10 protein-coding genes are annotated in these 18,239 nt (G+C 43.4%); all 10 read left to right on the top strand.

Features of this window, described 5'->3' with window-relative positions:
- The first annotated feature begins 6 nt into the window (after positions 1-6).
- The 10 genes from G458_RS0107585 (at position 7) to sov (ending at position 18,186) form a co-directional block, all read left to right on the top strand.
- Positions 7-1,824: a tetratricopeptide repeat protein gene (locus G458_RS0107585; protein ID WP_245579245.1), complete on the top strand. Its 1,818-nt coding sequence runs from the start codon at positions 7-9 to the stop codon at positions 1,822-1,824.
- Positions 1,817-2,554 (top strand): DUF4292 domain-containing protein, encoded by a 738-nt coding sequence (locus G458_RS0107580; protein WP_026951371.1) that lies wholly within the window; start codon positions 1,817-1,819, stop codon positions 2,552-2,554. Before G458_RS0107585 ends, G458_RS0107580 begins: the two co-directional genes overlap by 8 nt.
- A gap of 5 nt (positions 2,555-2,559) precedes the next feature.
- On the top strand, positions 2,560-3,801 hold the full coding sequence (locus tag G458_RS0107575) for a murein hydrolase activator EnvC family protein (protein ID WP_026951370.1): 1,242 nt from the start codon (positions 2,560-2,562) through the stop codon (positions 3,799-3,801).
- A gap of 111 nt (positions 3,802-3,912) precedes the next feature.
- Positions 3,913-4,110, top strand: a complete 198-nt coding sequence (tatA, locus tag G458_RS0107570) for a twin-arginine translocase TatA/TatE family subunit (RefSeq protein ID WP_026951369.1) — start codon at positions 3,913-3,915, stop codon at positions 4,108-4,110.
- 19 nt (positions 4,111-4,129) lie between these two features.
- Positions 4,130-5,557 (top strand): Asp-tRNA(Asn)/Glu-tRNA(Gln) amidotransferase subunit GatA, encoded by a 1,428-nt coding sequence (gene gatA / locus G458_RS0107565; RefSeq protein WP_026951368.1) that lies wholly within the window; start codon positions 4,130-4,132, stop codon positions 5,555-5,557.
- A 12-nt stretch (positions 5,558-5,569) separates the two neighbouring features.
- Entirely contained in the window at positions 5,570-6,961 is a 1,392-nt protein-coding gene (locus tag G458_RS0107560; protein ID WP_026951367.1) for a LysM peptidoglycan-binding domain-containing protein, read from the top strand.
- A 102-nt stretch (positions 6,962-7,063) separates the two neighbouring features.
- Complete coding sequence (locus G458_RS0107555) at positions 7,064-8,152, top strand: DUF4837 family protein (protein WP_026951366.1); 1,089 nt, start codon at positions 7,064-7,066, stop codon at positions 8,150-8,152.
- 18 nt (positions 8,153-8,170) lie between these two features.
- Complete coding sequence (locus G458_RS0107550; protein ID WP_084438836.1) at positions 8,171-10,444, top strand: NADP-dependent malic enzyme; 2,274 nt, start codon at positions 8,171-8,173, stop codon at positions 10,442-10,444.
- Positions 10,441-11,037 (top strand): Holliday junction branch migration protein RuvA, encoded by a 597-nt coding sequence (gene ruvA, locus G458_RS0107545; protein ID WP_026951364.1) that lies wholly within the window; start codon positions 10,441-10,443, stop codon positions 11,035-11,037. Before G458_RS0107550 ends, ruvA begins: the two co-directional genes overlap by 4 nt.
- 210 nt (positions 11,038-11,247) lie before the next feature.
- Entirely contained in the window at positions 11,248-18,186 is a 6,939-nt protein-coding gene (sov, locus tag G458_RS0107540; RefSeq protein ID WP_157359722.1) for a T9SS outer membrane translocon Sov/SprA, read from the top strand.
- The last annotated feature ends 53 nt before the right edge of the window (positions 18,187-18,239 follow it).

Here is an 18,239-nt window from a genome sequence, read left to right as displayed (position 1 = left end):
ACGGCTGTGAATGCCAAAGGAATCCAGACAATATTTCAAGCCTTTACTCAAAAGGCATTATGTTTGTGCCTGATAGCTGCATCTCAAAAAATACGCGTGAGAATTACCCCCTATATTTTCTTAGTCCTTGCCTTTTTCTCCGGAATTTCTGCTGGAATTTCCCAGGAAAAACTATCCAGAAAAGAAGCTAAACTTCAGGAAACACAACTGAAGGGAAGCCGATATTTTATTGAAGGAGAAAAAGCACTGGTTTTGGGAGATTTTGAAAAAGCCTTTTTTTATTTGAAAAAAGCCAAAGAATTTTCCCCTGAAGAGCCCGCCATTTCCTACAAAATCGCAGAAGTCTTTGTCCGTACCAATCAGGCCGAAAAAGCCCTTCCTTTTGCAGAAGAAGCTGCCTTGGCAGATCCGGAAAATAAGTATTATGCCCTGATGGTCGCTGAGATCTATACCAATCTCAAGCAACCCCTGAAAGCCGCTGAAATTCTGGATCGACTCACCTCTGACACCGAAAAAAACCAACAATACAATCTTGATCTCGCCTCTATTTACCTTCAAGCAGGTGAATTTGACAAGGCATTGGTAGTCTTGGACCGTGCAGAAGAATATTATGGAGTCCGCGAACCGTTTACCTTACAAAAGCAGCGGATTTACTTGAGAAAAAACAACCTTCCCAAAGCCCTGGAGGAAGGAGAACGCCTCATGGAATCCTTCCCCGGGAATCCTAATTATGTCTTAAATCAGGTAGAAATCCTCTACAATAACGGACGCTTAGAAGATGCTCTGAAACTGGTAAATGAGGAAATCTCAAAATATCCCAACCAGCCCGAACTACGAATGGCTGCCTATTCCCTTTTGAAAGAAAAAGGACAAAACGAGCAGGCGAATTCATTTTTGATCACGGCATTCGAAAACCCGGATCTAGATCCCGAAGTCAAAAGCAAGACCTTTGTCTCTGTTTTGGCAGAGCTTCAAACCCAGCAAAGGGATAAGCTTTTGGATCAAATGGAAAAGCTTATGCTGGACCTTCACCCCCAAAACGCCATGGTACTGGAGGCGGTCGGCGAGCGCCGAAAAAAAGAAGGGAACATGTCCGCTGCAATAGATTTTTTCAAAAAATCCCTACAGGCCGATTCTAAAAACGCCTCTCTTTTGGAACAAGTCATCTTAAACTCCTTCGGGGAAAATGCCGATTTCAATGAATTGGAAAAATTCACCGTTTTGGGTGTTGATGAATTTCCTGAGGCCCCTGAGTTTTGGTTTTACGATGGTGTGGTCAAATCCGCCCAAAAACGTGATTCATTGGCTGTGAATTCATTGCAAAAGTCACTGCAGCTCAATGCTGGGAAAAACGCCCAGCTTTCCCAGGTTGCCTTTGGCTCATTGGGAAACAGCCTCTATAACCTTGGTGCTAAGGATTCTGCCTATGTGTATTTTGACAAGGCCCTAAGTCTAAATCCCAATGATGAGCAGGTTTTGAACAACTATGCCTATTTCCTGTCTTTGGACAAGAAAAATCTGGATAAGGCAAAGGCAATGGCTGAAAAGGTAGTGCGAAAATACCCTAACAATTCGACCTACTTGGACACCTACGCCTGGGTTCTTTTCCAAATGGGGCTTTATGAGGAGGCTTTAAAATCCATGGAGAATGCGATTCGATATGATCCAAAGCCAAGTGGAGTACTTATGGAACATTATGGTGACATCTTATATCATGTTGGCAAAGTTTCTGATGCTATGATTTGGTGGAAAAAAGCCGAAAATGATCCCGAGGCATCCGACAAGCTTTCAAAAAAGATAAAAGAAGGAAAATATTATGAATAGATTTTTTGGAGGAATACTCTTTTTAGCCCTTATCACCTTGGGGAGCTGTGCTAAAAAAACAGTGCTTTACGACGGTGGAGAAGGGATGAATGAATTTGTACCGGTTAAAGCCAGATATGACTACCTCTCTGCCAAGGCCAAAATAGTAATAGAGGAAGAATCCGGAAAAGTCACTCGAGGCACACTCAACCTGAGAGCCAAAAAAGACAGTGTCTTATGGTTCACCATGTCTCCGGGAATGGGCATGGAAGCCATCCGTGGACTATTTACCAAGGATAAAATTCAAGTTCGAGATCGGCTGGGCAAGGACGACGCCAATCTTACCTATCTGGAATTTGAACGCCTCTATGGCTTGAAATTATCCTTGGAAATGTTTCAAAACATCTTGTGGGCAAACACTCCTTTTCAATTTGATTACCAAGACAGATTGCTTCGAGTGGGAAAAAGATTTGAGCTGACCCAGATTAGAGACGGAGTACGCTATTACAGCAAAGTAGAAACCAGCCACGGTAAAGTCTCTGAATTGGTGTCCAATTCCTTGGATGACCGGGGTTCTTTATTGGCCAGCTATCCCAAATTTCTGGATGTTCAATCCCAACCTTTTCCGGCGGAAGTATTGTTCAAACTAGCTTTTAAGCTTCCTGAAGGAAGTCAAAACACGATTATTCATTTAGAGTGGACCTCGGTAGAACTTTCCTCCACTCCGCTTAGCTTTCCTTTCAGATTCTGATACGTATGAGGATTTTCCAAATCATCATTTCCATTGTTTTTTTCCTGGGTTTATGGGTTGGCGATTTATCTGCTCAAACCAAAAAAAGCCGAGAGGAACTGGAGCGCGAAAAAGCTGAAGTGCAGGCAAGATTGAAGGAGTTTGACGCGATCCTAAGACAAACTACAGCCACGAAAAAAACTTCTATCGGGGAGCTGAATGCGATTACCCAGCAATTTCAGACTCAAAATCGATTGGTCAATACCTTGGATCGTGAAATTCGCCTGCTCAATCAGGAGATTTCCACGACCGAAAAGAAAATAAAAGAGCAGGAAGCACAGCTGAAGGAGCTAAAGGCGGAATATTCCCGAATGATTTACAATTCCTCCAAACTCAACCGGGGCTTATCCATTGTGGCATTTGTATTCAGCTCCTCCAATTTCAATCAGCTCTACATGAGGTTGAAATACCTGAAGCAATACAGCGATAGCCGAAAACAGCAAGCACTTCAGATTGAAAAACTTACTCAACAATTGGCACAGCAGCGAGTACAACTCGATGAAAGAAAAAATGAGAAAGAAGTAGTGCTGAATGAAGAACGGGTGGAGCGTGAGAAACTGGAAAAAATGCGGAAAGACCAACAGGGCTTGGTAAATACGCTTTCCAGAAAAGAAAGAGACATTCAGAGGCAAATCGCCGCCACCAAAAAACAGCAGGAGCAGCTTAACCGAATGATCAAAGCAGCCATCGAAGACGAAATCCGTCGTGCCGAGGCTGAAGCCAATAAGTCCAACTCCACGACTACCAAACGGGCCGGAACTTCCATGCCGATGACTCCTGAAGCCGCAGCACTTTCCAATTCTTTTGCCGGAAACCGTGGAAAACTGCCTTGGCCTGTTGAAACTGGTTTTGTGTCGATCAACTATGGAACTTATCCCCACCCTACGCTCAAAGGGATTGTCTTAGAAAGCTACGGACTAGAAATCAGAACCAACCCCAACTCAGAGGTAAGGGCAGTATTTGATGGCACTGTCAGCAAAATTTCCACCTTGCCTGGTTTTGGATTGACAGTGATTATTAAGCACGGGGAATACTTTACACTCTACAGTCGTTTGAAGTCTGTTTCGGTCAAAGTCGGCCAAAATGTAAAGGCCAAAGAATCCATCGGTCAAGTGGCAACGAATGCGGATGGATTAGCTGAAGTACACTTCGAAACCTGGAAAGGTCTCCAGATCATGGACCCTGCAGCATGGATTACGTCCAAATAGGTACAAATATCGTATGTTTATAAAAAAGATGAATTGCAGGTCGGGGAACCTTGGCTAAGCGACTGACAGTTGTATCTTTGTAACTTGTATATCCTTAAAACAAACACCATCATGACTACATTAGGTTTTATTCAAAACATGGGCGGAGGTTCTTTGATCTTAATCATCCTGGTAATCCTCCTTTTGTTTGGTGCAAAAAGGATCCCTGAATTGGCTAGAGGTTTGGGCCGTGGCATCAGAGAATTCAAAGATGCTACCAAAGAAATTCAGAACGATCTGGAAGATGGACTGAAAGACAAAAAGAAGTAATCCCTAAAACCAATTTACATTGGGAAAATTTAGTTCATTCGACGAAATCAAAAAGTCGCTCGAAAAGAAAGAAACTGATTGCCGAGCAATCGTATCGTATTACCTAGAAAACATCCAGACGAAGGCGCATCTCAACGCCTTCGTTGAAGTTTATGAGCAATCCGCTCTCGAACAGGCTGATCGGATTGACGAAAAACTCTCCAAAGGCAAAGCCGGCAAACTCGCCGGTATGGTCATTGGAATAAAAGATGTCCTCAATTACGCAGGACATGAATCCAATGCCTCCTCCAAAATTCTAAAGGGATACGTTTCCCAATACACCACCACTGCTGTTCAACGCTTAATCGATGAAGACGCCATCATCATCGGAAGGCTGAATTGTGACGAATTTGGAATGGGTAGCTCCAATGAGAACTCTGCCCATGGAAAAGTGCTCAATGCTTTGGACGAAAGTAGAGTTCCCGGCGGTTCGTCAGGTGGCTCTGCGGTAGCCGTACAGGCAAATCTTTGTACCGTTTCACTGGGAACTGATACTGGAGGATCTGTCAGACAGCCTGCAGCATTCACAGGAGTGATTGGCATGAAGCCTACTTATTCCCGAGTTTCACGTTGGGGATTGATTGCTTATGCTTCCTCATTTGATACCATTGGAGTGTTTTCAAAAACCGTGAAGGACAATGCCTTGGTTATGGAAATCATGGCCGGACACGATGAATTTGACAGCACCTCCTCCAGAAAGCCTGTTCATCATTACAGCGAACTCCTCCACTTTGACAAAAAAGTGAGAGTGGCCTATTTTACAGAAACTTTGGAATCCTCTGCACTTCAGCCGGAAATAAAATCCCAAACAGAGGCCATCTTGGAAAAGCTGAAAGAAGAAGGCCATGAAGTAGAGGAAGTGCATTTCCCCTTGTTAAAATACACCTTACCAACCTATTACATCCTTACTACTGCTGAGGCGAGCTCCAACCTTTCCCGGTTTGATGGAGTTAAGTATGGGTACAGGACTCCCAATGCCCACAATCTTGAGTCCATGTACAAGCTTACCCGTAGCGAGGGATTTGGAGAAGAAGTAAAGCGTAGAATCATGTTGGGGACTTTTGTCCTTTCTGCCAGCTATTATGACGCCTATTTTACCAAAGCACAGAAGGTCAGAAGATTAATAAAAGACTTTACAGAAAATCTTTTGAACGATTTCGACTATATTATTATGCCGACAACGCCCTCCACAGCGTTTAAGTTTGGAGAGCACAGTGGTGATCCAGTTGCGATGTATTTAGAAGATCTATTTACTGTTCAAGCTTCCGTCTCAGGAGTTCCTGCGATTTCAATTCCTAACGGGAAAGACAATTCTGGCATGCCTATTGGGCTACAAGTGATTGCAAACTCTTTCAAAGAGGCTGAGCTTTACGCTTTTAGCAATTATTTGACTCAATTAACGTCCTAAACCCATTATACCATGAAAAAGACTTTGAGAAGCATTATCCTACTAGCCTTTTCTGCTTGTTTGATTCCACTTACCGAAGCTTTTTCCCAGGAAGAGCCTCTGGAGGCTGCAGTCCTGATTTCAGAGGAAATCCTCCCTAATTATCATTACGAGTACATTCCCGATTTCACCTACGAGCAGGTCGCCAAACGGGTAAAAGCCATGGATACTGAGATGTCCTTTGAGCTCAACGACCGCATTTTTTCCTTTATTCAATACTTCACTGTCAGAAATAGGGATTATACCAAAATGGTCCTTGCGAGAAAGGATAAGTTTTTCCCGATGTTTGAAGAGACACTGAGAAAACATGAGATGCCCGAGGAAATTGAATTTCTCTCTATCATCGAATCAGGTCTCGATCCAAAAATAAAATCCAGAGTTGGGGCTATGGGCCTTTGGCAATTTATGCCTGCTACAGGAAAAATGTATGGGATGCATGTCAATAACGATATCGACGACCGGATGGACCCTGAAATGTCCACCGATGCAGCCGCGAAGTACTTGAAATCCCTTTACCGAATGTTTGGCAATTGGGAAGTTGCCTTAGCTGCATACAACTGTGGCCCAGGGAATGTCAGAAAAGCCATTCGAAGATCCGGAGGAAAAACAACTTTTTGGGAAATCTACAATTACCTGCCTAAGGAAACTCGAGGATATGTCCCCCAATTTCAGGCGATGCTCTACATCCTAAATCACTTGGAGGAGCATAACTTTCATTTGGTAGAGCCTACCTACCCTATTGAATACGAAAAAATTCGCTTTGAAAGAGCTTTTGCAATTGATAAGCTAGCCGAACTCACAGCTATCTGTGTAAAAGATCTGGAAGAACTTAACCCATCCATCAAGAATAAAACTGTTCCGGAATCTAACCGAAACATGGCCATCCGAATCCCAAAAAATAAGTCCTTTTTCCTGAAAGAAAATCTGGCTTGGATCAATGATTCCCTTGGTAATGCCCCTAACATCCTGTTGGCATCAGCTATTCCCACACCCTCTATTCCAGTTTCCAATGCTGTAAACTCCACCTCCTCTGACCGATTGACTTATAAGGTAAAATCCGGAGATGTTTTGGGAAAAATTGCTGACCGCCATGGAGTATCCATCTCTCAAATCAAAGAGTGGAATAATCTAAATTCCAACCTGATCAAAGTAGGTCAGACACTTTACTTGTATTCCAAAAACTCAACGAATTCATCCCTTGCGGACAATTCATCTTCTGGAGCTGGCAGAACTTATACCGTCAGACCAGGTGATTCACTTTGGATAATTTCCCAAAAACACTCCTTGTCAGTGGAGCAGATCAAGAGACTCAACAATTTAAATTCCAACAACATCAAGCCTGGTCAGAAGTTGATTATTGGCTAATCTTGATCTCTTTTCCTTAAAAACATTTAACTTATTTTTTAAGCTGAGATAAATTCGAGCGAAAGTTTGTCTGTATATTGGACTAGTTTCAAAGAAATGACTATGAGAAAATTACATTATATCCTATTTCTATTGATGATCATTGGCCTAATCTCCTGTGGAGAAGGTGGGCCAGATAGCTCCAAACCCAAAGCAAAAGGGTCCATTGGAGAGATCGTTCTGGCAATTGATTCAGCCAAATGGGCGGGACCAGTCGGTGAAGAACTTAGAAATATTTTCGAGGCGGATCTTCCCGGAATGCTACGGTCAGAACCCATGTTTAAGGTTCACCGCGTGGATCCTGGTGCAATGACCCGAATGCTGAAAGGATTCACCAATTTGGTGTATGTTACCACCTTTGATGATAAAAGTGCCGGAAGCCAGATTGTAAACGCACAGTTTTCGAAGGAATCCAAGGAAAAAGCCGCTGCAGATCCAAGCCTTTTCTCCCTGAGAATGGAAGATGAATATGCAATAGGACAGGAAGTGCTTTACCTTTTTGGAAATAACGAGAAAGAGCTTGTAGCCAACCTGAGAAAAAATGCGGATCGTCTTCAAAATCTGTTTGAAGTCCGTGAGAGAGGACGATTGGAAAAAGCACTGATGGCAAGAAAAAATGCCGCTGCGCAAAGTGAGGCAAGAAAAAACCTAGGAATTGAAATCAACCCACCCGTATCTTATCAGGTAGCCAAAAGCGAAGGGGACTTTTTATGGCTAAGACAGCCTTCTCCAACTGAAAGACGCCCTGATATCAGCCTGTTTTTTTACGAAACAGATTACCGAAGTGAGGAGCAGACATTCCCTGAAAACATCCTGGCACTCAGGGACTCCATTGCTAAGCAGCATATTTTCGGGGATCCCGAAAATCCTAACTCCTATGTAACTTCGGAAAAACAAATTCCACCTGCATTCCGAAACATGGTGATAAATGATAATTTTACTGTTGAAATCAGGGGCACCTGGAAAACCAACAACATCAGCATGGGAGGTACCTATGTGGGATACCTAATGGTGGATGAGAAAAAAGGTAAGCTTTATTACATGGAAGGGTTCGTTTACTATCCGAATGAAGTTCATCGAGATGCTTTAAGAGAAATCCAAACCATTCTCCTGAAAACTGATGTCAGCTGGACCGATAATCAAGGTGCCTGACGAGTTAACCCATTATTTATGGCCATCAAAATCCGCAAAGAAGACGCATTAAATTACCATAGCCAAGGCTCTCCAGGAAAAATAGAAGTCATCCCCACCAAGCCAGTTTCCAGTCAGTTGGATCTGGCTTTGGCGTATTCACCCGGTGTGGCTGAGCCTTGTAAAGAGATTGCTTCAGATCCTGAAAAAATCTACAAATACACCGCAAAAGGAAATCTGGTAGCAGTAATTTCCAACGGGACCGCCGTATTGGGATTGGGAAATATTGGCCCTTCGGCGTCCAAACCTGTCATGGAAGGAAAGGGAGTACTTTTCAAGAAATTCGCAGGAATCGACGTGTTTGACCTGGAAATAGACGAAAGTGATCCCAAAAAGCTGATCCAGATTATCAAATCCCTGGAACCTACTTTTGGTGGAATCAACTTAGAAGACATCAAGGCTCCAGAATGCTTTGAAATAGAGCAAACTCTCAAGCAGGAAATGAAAATTCCAATCATGCACGATGATCAGCATGGTACGGCAATTATTTCGGGTGCGGCTCTGGTCAATGCACTAGAAATTGTAGAAAAAGACATTTCCAAAATTAAACTGGTTGTCAGTGGAGCAGGTGCCGCTGCTATTTCCTGCCTTAGATTTTATGTTAGCCTAGGCGTCAGGAAGGAAAATATCATTGTCTGCGACAAAGACGGGGTAATTCGGGCAGACCGCGAGGATATCTTGGATATCCACAGAGAATTCGCTACCTCCAAAGACATTTACACCATTGCTGAAGCATTGCCTGGGGCAGATGTATTTTTAGGACTGTCTGCCGGTAATATCATTTCCAAAGAGATGATTTTATCCATGGCCGCCAATCCAATTGTTTTTGCACTTGCAAATCCAGATCCTGAAATTTCCTATGAGGATGCCATTGCTGCCCGTGAGGATGTCATCATGGCCACCGGTAGATCGGACCATCCTAATCAAGTGAACAATGTCTTGGGATTCCCTTACATATTCAGAGGAGCACTGGACGTAAGAGCAACGGCCATCAATGAGGAAATGAAACTGGCAGCCGCGATGGCAATCGCGAAACTAGCCAAAGAACCAGTTCCTGAAACTGTCAATAAAGCGTATGGGGAAAACAATCTTGCATTCGGCAGATTCTATCTGATTCCCAAACCTGTCGATCCTAGATTGATTACCACGATTGCCCCAGCAGTGGCCAAGGCCGCCATGGATTCAGGAGTTGCCAAAAGACATATTGAAGATTGGGAAGCTTATGGGCTGGAGCTTCAAAAACGAATCGGTATCGATCAGCGATTGATGCAGGTAGTAATAGGCCGGGCCAAAAAAGATCCTAAGCGAGTGGTATTTGGAGAAGCTGACAATCTAAAAATCCTGAAAGCGGCACAGCTGATCCGGGATGAAAAAATCGCTATTCCAATCCTCCTGGGCAAAAGAGAAATCATCCTTTCTCTTATCGAAAGCAATTCTTTGGATCTAGCGCATGTCACGATTATCGATCCAATGGAGGAAACCCAAAAGTTGGAGAAATTCGGGAAGATGCTTTATGAGAAGCGACGTAGGAAGGGCATGACCCTATACGACGCTAATCGCCTAGTTCGTGAAAGAAACTACTTCGGGGCCCTGATGGTGGAATGTGGGGATGCTGATGCCTTTATCTCAGGTCTTACCAGAGATTATCCCAAGACAATACTTCCTTCCTTGCACACGATTGGTGTAAAACCAGGAGTCAACCGTGTGGCAGGGATGTACATCATGAACACTCCGAAAGGCCCTTATTTCTTCTCAGATGCCACGGTAAACGTCGATCCCACAGCAGAAGAATTGGTGGATATTATCGGATTGACTGCCAATGCGGTCAAATTCTTCAACATGGAACCTAGAATTGCGCTTCTCTCCTATTCCAATTTTGGATCTGCAAAAGGGGAAATTGCCGATAAAATGGCCAAAGCAACAGTCTTGGCAAAGGCAAAATACCCTGATTTGATTATCGAAGGAGAAATGCAAGCGAATGTAGCCTTGAATCAAGAAATCCAACGGGAGATTTATCCATTCTCTGCCTTGGCAAACCAGCCGGTAAACACGCTGATTTTCCCAGATCTTTCCTCATCCAACATTGCCTATAAGCTTTTGGCGGAAATAGGAAATGCAGAAGCAATTGGTCCAATTCTGTTGGGTATGAATAAGCCGGTGCACATCCTTCAGTTGGGAAGCTCCATCCGTGAAATTGTAAACATGGTAGCCATTGCTGTAGTGGATGCCCAATCCACAGATAGTCTTTTATGATCGCCTACCTAAGCGGCAGATTGGTATTCAAAGATCCCACCTATGTCATCATCGATGTAGGTGGGGTTGGATATCAGGTGAAAATCTCCCTTCAAACCTACAGTAAAATCAAGGACGAAGAGCAACTGAAGCTTCTTACATTCCTGCATATCAAGGAAGACGCACACACCCTATATGGGTTTAAGGAGGAGACAGAAAAAACCCTTTTTTTACTGCTTATTTCCATCAATGGGGTGGGACCAAATACAGGATTGATGATCCTTTCGTCCCTATCTACCGAGGAAATTGAACACGCCATTCTTTCCAATGATGTAGCCACAATCCAGGCAGTCAAAGGCATTGGTACTAAAACTGCCCAGAGAATCATTTTGGAATTAAAAGATAAAATCGGAAAGTCTTCCGGTACTGAAACCAGCGCCCCGTTAGGATTTTTACATTCCAATAATAAAATCAGGGAAGAGGCGTTACAGGCTTTACTTACTTTGGGATTTCCAAAAGCCGCTGCAGAGAAAAATATCGCACAGATACTCAAAAAAACCAACGGAGAAATTTCCTTAGAAGATTTAATTAAAGCATCTTTAAAGACACCTTAATTTGAATCTGGATTGAACTTTCAGGAGTTACTGACTTTTTGCAGGAGGAAGTTTAGGAGCCTGGTACCTGTTGCGTTAGTCCTGTTGAGTTTCCTATTTTCAGGATCACCTACCCAAGCTCAGCAGACTCCTAATGCAGGAAGGCCCCAGACCAAAATTGATTCTCTAAATCAGCGAAGACTCTCGCCCTCTTTTTTGCTTTGGCAAAACATGAGGACAAATCCTCTTTTCCCCTATTCCAATCCATTTTTAAGACCAAGATCTCCCTTTATCCCTGCCTCTCCCATCGATCAAAACGTGCAGGTTTTAGTCGATTCCACACTTAGGTACAACATACTGGATCAACTTGACAGCACTAGGTTAGGAAATGAACAGGAATATAATTTCGATGAATTTTCTCAAATCCAAGAGTACCGGGTAAGGCAGGATTATTGGCGAACAAGAGCCCGAGGAATGGATGGAGAAAGTGCCGTAGAAGGTCGAAATCTAATTCCTCCCTTGACTGTCAGCCCATCCTTTGACCGGATTTTTGGAGGTAGCGATATCAACATTGTCCCGACGGGTTACGTGAATTTGGATTTTGGAGGGATTTTCAGGCGAGTGGACAACCCCACCCTTCCCATCCGACAACAACAAAATGGGGGATTCAATTTTCAGCAACAGATCCAAATGGCTGTCAATGGCTCCTTAGGCGAAAAAATGAAAATCGCCGCCAATTTTGACTCCAACAACTCCTTTGACTTCCAAAACCAACTCAAGTTGGAATACGACGGTTTTGAGGAAGACATCATCCAATCCATCGAAATTGGTAATGTCTCCATGCCGGTCCAAAATCGATTAATCCAAGGAGCCCAAAACCTTTTTGGTCTGAAAACCCAAATGCGCTTTGGAAAACTTAATGTGACCGCGGTTGCATCGACGCAAAGGGGCAGAAGAGACAACTTGGTGATAGATGCTAACGGACAAGGGAGATCTTTTGAAATTCAGGGTTCGAAATACGACGAAAACAGACACTTCTTCCTCTCTCACTTCTTTCGGGATAATTATGAAAAATGGCTGAGAGGATTACCTCAGGTTCTTTCCGGAGTCAATGTGACCAGGATCGAAGTCTATATCATGAACAGGGCTACCAATACCGAAACGCTTCGGAATTTTGCCGCATTCATGGACTTGGGTGAAGGTCGGGTAATGCTCAACTCCCAAAATCCAAATATCGGACCGGGAAATCCCACTGCTCCTGCCGGGAATTTAGCCAACCAGCTTTACTCCAAAATTTCATCCAACCCAAGCTACCGGCCTTTTGATACCGGATCAAGATCGATGGAACAGGACTTGGGATTAAGAAAGGGAGTTGATTTTGAGCAAATTAACGGAGCTAGAAAACTAGAGCCTACTGAATATTTTTTCAATCCTCAACTGGGATACCTTTCCCTTTTCAGAAGGCTTCAAAATGATGAGGTATTAGCAGTATCCTTCGAATACACCTACAATGGGCAGGTTTATAAAGTCGGGGAATTGACTGAAGATTACCAGGTCCGAAGAGAAGATGAACTGATATTTTTAAAACTCCTCAGACCTGCCCGAATCAATCCAAGAGTTCCGACCTGGGATTTGATGATGAAAAACGTTTACAGCATGAATGCCAGCCAGGTGCTTCGGGATGGTTTTCAGTTGCAAATCATTTACCGGGATGACCGAACAGGTCTGGATAACCCATCCCTTTTGGAAGGAGCAAATATCAAAGATGTCCCACTGATCCGTTTAACGGGTTTGGACAATTTAAACCCACAAAACGACCCTGCCCCGGATGGGAATTTCGACTTTGTAGAAGGACTCACAATGATTTCTAATCGGGGGTTATTGATTTTTCCGGTTTTGGAACCTTTCGGATCTAACCTTGCAAAGCGCTTTAATCCGGAGGAAATCGTCCTCAAGGACAAATACGTCTACGATACGCTTTACCGCACTACACAAGCGGATGCTGAATTAGTCACCCGCCTCAATAAGTATTTCATCAAGGGACGCCTTACCGCTGGTTCAGCCAGTGAGATACAGCTTCCCGGACTAAACATCGCTCCGGGCTCAGTGATCGTTCAGGCAGGAAATATCCCTCTGACAGAAGGGGTCGACTATACCATTGACTACAACGTCGGGAGATTAGTCATCATCAACGATGCCATCCTACAGTCAGGAAAACAAATCAATGTTAGCTTTGAAAAAGCTGATTTAGTTTCCTTCCAAACCCGAAGTCTAATCGGCACAAGAATAGATTACCTAGCCAACAAGAAATTAAACATCGGAGGTACCTTCATGTACCTTAATGAACGCCCTAATATCACCCGAATTGCCACCGGAAACGAGACTCTCAGAAACAGCCTTTGGGGGCTGGATGTCAACTTCAATGATGAGTCTAGATTTTTGACTAAACTGGCAGATGCCTTGCCATTTACCGATACCAAAGAAAAGTCGCTGGTTCAGTTCAATGCAGAATTCGCCCATCTGATCCCCGGATCTTCTAATCGGGTCAATGGGGATGTGGCCTCTTATATTGATGATTTTGAGGCTGCTGTCACACCATTCTATCTGGGAGCACAGGCCAATCAAACCTGGAAATTAGGCTCCACACCGGCTACTCCTGACAATAGGTTTGACCTAAGCCAAACTACCGAAGACAATCTCGGGAATGCTTATCGAAGAGCTCGGTTGGCTTGGTATAATATCGACAATATTTTCTACAGGGAAAGTGGTCCCGGGGTCCCAAGTAATCTCGTCGCAGCGGATCGAAGAAATCATTACGTCCGCCGGGTAGTGCCTCAGGAAATCTTCAAGAACCAGGACCGGGAAGTGATCATTGTCCCCCAACCTTTGTTTGAATTGGCATTTTTCCCAAGTGAGCGAGGGATGTATAATTATAATCCCAACTTGAATACCAATGGGCTTTTGCCAAATCCAAAGCTCAACTATGGAGCTGTGACCAGAGCCATCACTACTGAAGTGGATTTTGACCGAACCAACATTGAATATGTGGAATTCTGGCTCATGGATCCCTTTATCTCCGGAGAAAACGGGAAAGTTTTGGATGGTGTTTTTAACCAAAACAACACCACTGGAGGAAAGCTATTCCTAAACCTAGGAGATATTTCCGAGGACGTAATGCGGGACGGTCGTCATGCCTTTGAAAATGGACTTCCGGCAGATGGAAATCCAGCTTCCACAGGGTCGAATGAATGGGGACGAATTACCCGAGAACAGTTTTTACTTCCAGCTTTTGACAATTCCGAATCCTCACGAGCCAATCAAGATGTGGGCTTGGATGGCTTGAAAAGTGAAGATGAAGTCACCTACTTTAAGTCCCGATTTCTGGATAGACTTACAGTTTCTCAAGAGGCAAGAAATGCCATTCTTCAAGATGTCTCTGGGGATAAATTCCAATATTATCTAGACCCGAATTTTGACGCTAGCAATACTAAAATCCTGGAACGGTATAAGAAATTCAATGGCTTAGAGGGAAATACACCTGCCATTGCAGACCCATCACTTCCTTACACCCCTTCGGGCACAAACACTCCTGACAATGAGGACTTGAACATTGACAATACCATCAATGAGCTTGAAAATTATTATGAATACGAAATTGATCTAAGACCTGGAAAGTTAAATGTCGGAAGTAACTATATCGTGGATAAAGTCACCAGTAATCAAAATGGTGACGAAGTCAACTGGTATCTTTTCCGAATCCCTGTGAGACAACCAGATCGTACACATGGAGACATTGTTGGATTCAAATCCATTCGCTGGATCAGAACTTATCTCACCGACTTTGAGCAACCTGTTGTACTTCGAATGGCTGAATTTAGAATGGTAGGAAGTCAATGGAGGGTTTTCCAGGAATCGCTTTTCGAAAAAGGATTTTTTGAAATCCCTGAGCCAGATGTATCTAACGTAACTGTGGATGTGGTCTCTATTGAGCAAAATTCTCAAGGAAGTGATAAACAAAGCCCTTATGTCCTGCCTCCAGGAATCAATAGGGACCGAGACAACACTTCCACAGTAGAGAGACGACTCAATGAGCAGTCTCTCAGAATCTGTGTGGATGATCTTGCCCCGAAAGATTCTAGAGCTGTTTTCAAAAACTTGACCACTGATTTGGTTCAATATGAAAGGCTAAAAATGTTTTTCCATGCCAATAGTGATGATGCTTTGGATGGTGAAATGACGGCATTCTTAAGATTGGGAACAGATTACACGGACAACTATTATGAGATTGAAGTTCCATTGATCATTTCCCCTCTGGGAACAAATGATCCTACGCTGGTATGGCCAATGGAAAATGAAATCGACATCGCCATACAGGAAATTGTAGGGGTAAAAATTGATCGGGACAACTCCCAATCACCTCTAACCCTACCTTATTCCCAAACCATCCGACAATACAAAGTCACTGTGGTTGGCCGCCCTGAGCTCAACCAAGTTCAGGGACTGATGATTGGTGTGAGAAATCCAGGAACAGGAGTCGGCTCTTCCAAATCGATCTGTATTTGGGCGAATGAGTTGAGAGTGACCGGATTCACCAAAAGCAACGGTTGGGCAGCCAATGCTTTCCTAAATGCAAAAATTGCAGATGTTGCTGTTGTATCTGCCTCAGTTCGACACAACTCTATTGGCTTTGGAGGCTTGGAAACCCGCCTTTCCCAAAGAACCCGCTCTGCAACCACCCAATATGATATTTCTACCAATGTAGAGGTAAACAAACTTCTTCCAGAAGCTTTGGGAGTAAGTATTCCGATGTACTTCTCCGTCGAAAGGTCCACCACAAGCCCTGAGTATGACCCTTTGAATCCAGATGTTCCGTTTGAGCTGGCACTGGCAAAATTCGAAACTGATGCCGAGCGGGCCAATTATCGAAATATTGCTTTGGATCAGCTTAACCGAAGAAACTTCAGCTTCAACAATGTTCGCAAGGTCAAGAAGAATCCAGAATCGCCCAATAGGTTTTACGACATTTCCAACTTTGCTTTTTCTTATGCTTCTGGTTTGGTGACGCAGACTAATTCACAAATCCAAGGGTATAGCTTCAAAACTAACCGAGGAAATATCACCTATAGCTACCAACCCAAAGAATGGGTAATTGCACCATTTAGGAATGGAAGTGGGCTTTCATCTCCGTATTTGAAGTTGATCAAAGACTTTAACCTGAACTTATCCCCTACCCTATTTCTTGCCCGACTGGATGTAGATCGAAGATTCATGCGGTCCCAGTATCGAAATGATCAACTCAGTACTTCGGGAGTGGATCCATTATTCCAAAAGTCCTTCTACATGAATCGCTCTTTCACCCTTAACTGGGATCTTTCCAATAGCTTGAGAGTGGATTTTACTTCTAGGGCAATGGCAATTGTGGATGAACCCCAAGGGGACTTGGACACCCAAGCCAAGCTAGATTCAGTGCGACAGAATTTCTGGAGTTTTGGGAGAACGACCAATTACAACCATGTCATCAATGTCAACTATTCCATTCCTTTCAATAAAATACCTTTGACAGATTGGATTCAGACTGATTATAGAAATACAACCTCTTATACTTGGTTGACCGGGTCAATTGGACAGCGAGACACCTTGGGAAATATCATCCAAAATACCAGAGACCAAAACCTCACTGGAAAACTTGACCTGATCAAACTTTATAACAAAAACAAAAAACTCGCAGCGCTAAATGCACCCAAGCGACCGACAATTCCCGGAAGAAATAACGTAACCGCTGAGGACACGATTGGGACACCTTTTACTCAGAAACTGGTAAAATTCCTGATGATGGTCAAGGAAATAACCTTCAACTACGGAGTCGTGGAAGGGACATTTTTACCCGGCTATATGCCGAATACTGGACTCTTGGGAATGGATAGGGCTTGGGAGAATCCGGGCTGGGCATTTGTTTTTGGAAGTCAAAACCCTAACATTCGATTTGACCTGGCAGAAAGAGGGTCTATGGCGCCAAGTGCTGAGCTGACCCAGAACTTTATGCAAAATAGGGCCATGAACCTTAGATTAACGGGTTTGGTCCAACCTTTCCAAGACTTTAGGCTAAATCTGGAAGCAAGAAAGAGAGAGGTAGGCGATTACAGCGAAATTTTCAGAAATTCTATTGACAACCCAGGAAATTACTCTTCCATTGGACCAAATCGTATGGGGGCATATAGTGTCACAACAGTCCTCCTCGGGACCACTTTCTCCAAATTTGACGAAAGCTATCGGTCTGCCCTTTTTACCAACTTTGAAAACTATCGAGGTATCATTAAATCCAGATTGGATGCTGGAAATTCTGGAACGGGAGAATATGGGATTAATGGGCAAGATGTACTAATTCCGGCATTCTTGGCGGCTTATTCCGGCAAAGATCCCAATGAAATCGACTTAAACCCCTTCCCAAAAAACCCTTTACCAAACTGGAGATTAGACTATCGAGGGCTATCCAGATTAAAAGGATTACGCGATAAATTCAGCAGTATCAACATTACACATTCGTATGCATCCACCTACGATGCAAGTAATTTTTCCAATTCCCTACAATACCAAAATGGTTTGGAACTATTTAATACACTTCAACGAATCCAAACCCCAAGCATCACTAATTCAGATGGTCAATTTATTCCAATTTATGTATTGAATCAGGTGGTCCTTTCAGAAAGATTTGCCCCATTGATTGGAGTGGATTTACTGACTAAGGACAGATTTAACATCGCCATGAATTACAACAAAGAGCGAAACTTGGGACTTAATTTTTCCAATTCCCAAGTCACCGAACAAAAGAGCAGTGACCTGAGCCTAACCTTGGCTTATACCAAAGCCGGGATGAAGGTGCCCTTTAAGATTCAGGGAAGTCAAAAAGTGCTAAAAAATGATCTTCAACTGCGATTAGACTCCAGAGTTTCCAACACGATTCAAGTCCAGCACAAGATTGAAGAAAAAAGCACTGTGACCAATGGAAACCTCAACATTAACCTCCGTCCAACCATTGGTTATGTTATCAATCAAAACCTCAACCTGACCATTTATTTCGAAAGAACAATCAATGATCCGAGGGTAACGACAGTATACCGAAGAACTTCCACTGCATTCGGGGGACAATTGCGATTTAATTTATCTCAATAGATTTCAAACTGATGTGAATCCTTTTAATTTTGGCACATCATAAATTTCAATAC

It is taken from the genome of Algoriphagus mannitolivorans DSM 15301 (assembly GCF_000429425.1).
GTDB lineage: Bacteria > Bacteroidota > Bacteroidia > Cytophagales > Cyclobacteriaceae > Algoriphagus > Algoriphagus mannitolivorans.
The sequence above is the reverse complement of the archived record's forward strand: the minus strand, read 5'-3'. Positions and strand labels throughout refer to the sequence as shown.

Excerpts from the sequence above, each read along its gene's own strand:
- tatA (WP_026951369.1), top strand. The coding sequence starts at position 3,913 with ATGACTACATTAGGTTTTATTCAAAACATGGGCGGAGGTTCTTTGATC.
- G458_RS0107580 (WP_026951371.1), top strand. The coding sequence starts at position 1,817 with ATGAATAGATTTTTTGGAGGAATACTCTTTTTAGCCCTTATCACCTTG.
- G458_RS0107575 (WP_026951370.1), top strand. The coding sequence starts at position 2,560 with ATGAGGATTTTCCAAATCATCATTTCCATTGTTTTTTTCCTGGGTTTA.
- G458_RS0107550 (WP_084438836.1), top strand. The coding sequence starts at position 8,171 with ATGGCCATCAAAATCCGCAAAGAAGACGCATTAAATTACCATAGCCAA.
- sov (WP_157359722.1), top strand. The coding sequence starts at position 11,248 with ATGAGGACAAATCCTCTTTTCCCCTATTCCAATCCATTTTTAAGACCA.
- G458_RS0107560 (WP_026951367.1), top strand. The coding sequence starts at position 5,570 with ATGAAAAAGACTTTGAGAAGCATTATCCTACTAGCCTTTTCTGCTTGT.
- ruvA (WP_026951364.1), top strand. The coding sequence starts at position 10,441 with ATGATCGCCTACCTAAGCGGCAGATTGGTATTCAAAGATCCCACCTAT.
- G458_RS0107555 (WP_026951366.1), top strand. The coding sequence starts at position 7,064 with ATGAGAAAATTACATTATATCCTATTTCTATTGATGATCATTGGCCTA.